Genomic DNA, 3136 nt, shown 5'->3' on the forward strand with positions numbered 1-3136 from the left:
GCCGCGGCCGGGGCCGGGCGGCCGTCCTCGGCCTCGACCTGCTCGACCACGGCCAATCCCACCGGGACCGGGTCGATGGCCGTCAGGATCAAGCCGCCGCCCTGTGCCACCTTGGCCAGAGGCGGCGTCCGCAGCCGGCTGTCCAGCACGACGCGCAACGGTTGATCGACGGCTCGGCCCGGCAGGCGCGCGGTCAGTTCGGGATCGTCGGCCAACACCGTCTCGACCCCCACCAGGATCGCGTCGTGCCCGGCCCGCAGCCGATGCCCCTGCAGCCGCGCGGGCTCGCCGGTGATCCATTGGGATTCGCCGGACGCCGTCGCGATCCGCCCGTCCAGGGAGGTCGCCAGCTTCAGGGTCACCGTGGGCCGCATCAGCGTGGGCCGGACTCGTCGTCCAGACCCTCGTCGCCCAGGAAGCGGGCGAAGTCGCCGGTGTGGCGGAAATCCTTGTAGACCGAGGCGTAGCGGACATAGGCCACCTCATCGACGCCCTTCAGCGCCTTCATGATGAAGTCGCCGACCGTCGAGGACGGTATCTCGGTCTCGCCCAGGCTCTCCAGCTGACGCGTGATCCGGCTGACCAGCTGCTCGATCTGCTCGGGCTGCACCGGCCGCTTGCGCAGCGCGATGCCCAGCGAACGCTCCAGCTTGTCGCGGTCGAACGGCGTGCGCCGCCCGTTGCGCTTCAGAATCACCAGTTCGCGCAATTGCACCCGCTCGAAGGTGGTGAAGCGCCCGTTGCACTGCGGGCAGGACCGCCGGCGCCGGATCGCCGCCCCGTCGTCCGACGGCCGACTGTCCTTCACCTGGGTGTCCGGGTTGCCGCAGAAGGGGCACTTCATCGCGTCGTCCCCCTAGTCCTTGGCGTAGATCGGGAAACGGCGCGTCAGCTCGCGCACCTCGGCCGCCACCCGGGCCTGGACGGCGGGGTCCGCCTCATCCGTGCCCTTCATGCTGTCGATCACGTCGGCGATCCAGTGGCCGACCTGCTGGAACTCGGCGACGCCGAAGCCGCGCGTGGTCCCCGCCGGCGTGCCCAGGCGCACGCCCGAGGTCACCGTGAACGGCGCGGTGTCGAACGGCACGCCGTTCTTGTTGCAGGTCATCAGGGCGTGCTCCAGCGCCGCCTCCGTCGCCTTGCCGGTCACGCCCTTGGGTCGAAGATCCACCAGCATCAGGTGGCTGTCGGTGCCGCCCGAGACGATCGCCGCCCCGCGCTCGACCAGCACGGCCGCCAGCGCCTGGGCGTTCAGGACGACCTGTTTCGCATAGGCCTTGAACTCGGGCTTCAGCGCCTCGCCGAAGGCCACGGCCTTGGCGGCGATGACATGCTCCAGCGGCCCGCCCTGCAGGCCGGGGAAGACGGCCGAGTTGATCTTCTTGCCCAGTTCCACGTCGTTGGACAGCACCATGCCGCCGCGCGGGCCGCGCAGGGTCTTGTGGGTCGTCGTGGTCACCACATGGGCGTGGGGCAGCGGGTCCGGATAGACGCCGCCGGCGATCAGGCCGGCGTAGTGGGCCATGTCCACCATCAGATAGGCGCCGACCGAATCGGCGATCTCGCGGAATCGCTTGAAGTCGATGTGGCGCGAATAGGCGGAGGCGCCGGCCAGGATCAGCTTGGGCTTCTCCTGTTCGGCCATCTGGGCCACGTGGTCGTAATCGATCAGGTGGTCGTCCTCACGGACCTTGTAGGTCACCGGCCGGAACCATTTGCCCGACTGGTTGGCGGGCGAGCCGTGGGTCAGGTGGCCGCCGCAGGCCAGATCCATGCCCAGGAAGGTGTCGCCCGGCTGCAGCAGGCTCATGAACACCGCCTGGTTCGCCTGCGCGCCCGAGTGGGGCTGCACATTGGCGAAGGCGCAGCCGAACAGCGCCTTGGCCCGGTTGCGCGCCAGGTCCTCGGTGACGTCCACGTACTCGCAGCCGCCGTAGTAGCGACGGCCCGGATAGCCCTCGGCGTACTTGTTGGTCAGGACCGAGCCTTGCGCCTCCAGCACCGCCTTGGAGACGATGTTCTCCGACGCGATCAGCTCGATCTGCTCCTGCTGGCGACCCAGCTCGCCCTGGATGCCCCCGAAGATGTCGGGATCGGCCTCGGCCAAGCTTTTCGAGAAATAGGCGTCGTGGGTGAAGGCGGTCACTCGGGTCCCCGATACTGGAGTGGCGGTCCGGAAGGCGACCTATCTAGGCCCCTGCTCAGGTAACCACAACATCTGGTGTCCGCCCGGGACCGGCCCTCTTCCGGCCTACCAGTTGTTACGCCCGTCCATCGCCTGGATCGTGATCGTCGACAGGTCCAGGCCGTCGATCATGTTCAGGTTCACCGCCGCCGTCTGCCGGCTGGGAATTCCATCGACCTGGCCGGGCTTCAGCGTGCCGTCGTCGTTGTAGACCGACGCCCAGTCCGGCGAGAATCCATGCGTGTTGCCGCCGCACTTGCCGCAGAAGTGATGCTGGTTAACCCCCTCGCTGGCCGAATAGACCCGATCCTCCGACGACGCCTCGATCCGCAAATCCTCCGGCGCGTAATAGCCCCAGATCGCCCCCGTGCGCTGGCAATAGCTGCAGTTGCAGGTCTTGGCCTCGGCCGGCGGCCCCGGCAACGCGATCCGGGTGGCCCCGCAGTGACAGGCGGCGGTGAGCGTCATGGTCGAACTCCCTTGGTTTCGTCTCGTCTGTTCTAGGCCTTGCGGGTGTCAGGAGGTGGCAGCAGGCTTTGGCCCGTCAGCTCTGCGTCAGGGCCCGTCTCAGCTTGGCGACCGCCACCCGTTTCAGCCCCTCCGGCTCCGCCGCCGGGCCGATCGCCGAGACCTCGATCCCGGTCGCCACGTGGACGGCGGAGCATTTCAGATAGGCCCCGTTCCGGGTCAGCTCCAGGATGACCTCGCCCAGGTCGTCGTTCATCGCCGATCCGCCTCCGTGACCCGGCTCAGTGTGATCCCGCCGGCCCGCCCGTCAACCGGCCGCGAGGCGATAGACCCAACTCGGACCCTCACGCCCGCCGCTTCCGAAATCGGCCACGGCGTATTCGGCGACACGCTCCAGCCGGCTTCGCGGCAGCGGCGCCCGCCCCGGGTCGCCGATCAGCACCTCGGCGCCCCCGTCCCGGCAGCGGCGCAGGAAGGGGCGAG

5 protein-coding genes are annotated in these 3136 nt (G+C 69.0%); all 5 read right to left on the reverse strand.

The genetic code is table 11. From position 1 onward, the window contains the following. On the reverse strand, positions 1-374 hold a 374-nt coding region (locus AC2W7C_RS15740), incomplete at its 3' end, for a RibD family protein (protein ID WP_486002245.1). Then, positions 374-844 (reverse strand): transcriptional regulator NrdR, encoded by a 471-nt coding sequence (nrdR, locus tag AC2W7C_RS15745; RefSeq protein WP_486002246.1) that lies wholly within the window; start codon positions 842-844, stop codon positions 374-376. The genes AC2W7C_RS15740 and nrdR, both read right to left, overlap by 1 nt. Positions 845-856: 12 nt before the next feature. Further along, positions 857-2146, reverse strand: coding sequence for a serine hydroxymethyltransferase (gene glyA / locus AC2W7C_RS15750; protein ID WP_486002247.1), 1290 nt, complete (start codon positions 2144-2146; stop codon positions 857-859). A 105-nt stretch (positions 2147-2251) separates the two neighbouring features. Next, positions 2252-2653 carry a GFA family protein gene (locus AC2W7C_RS15755; RefSeq protein WP_486002248.1) on the reverse strand — a complete coding sequence of 134 codons (402 nt, stop codon included), beginning with the start codon at positions 2651-2653 and terminating at the stop codon, positions 2252-2254. Between the two features lie 76 nt (positions 2654-2729). After that, positions 2730-2909, reverse strand: coding sequence for a DUF6898 family protein (locus AC2W7C_RS15760; RefSeq protein ID WP_486002249.1), 180 nt, complete (start codon positions 2907-2909; stop codon positions 2730-2732). Between the last annotated feature and the right edge of the window lie 227 nt (positions 2910-3136).

It is taken from the genome of Brevundimonas sp. CURTG3B2_SDJG (genome assembly GCF_057364705.1).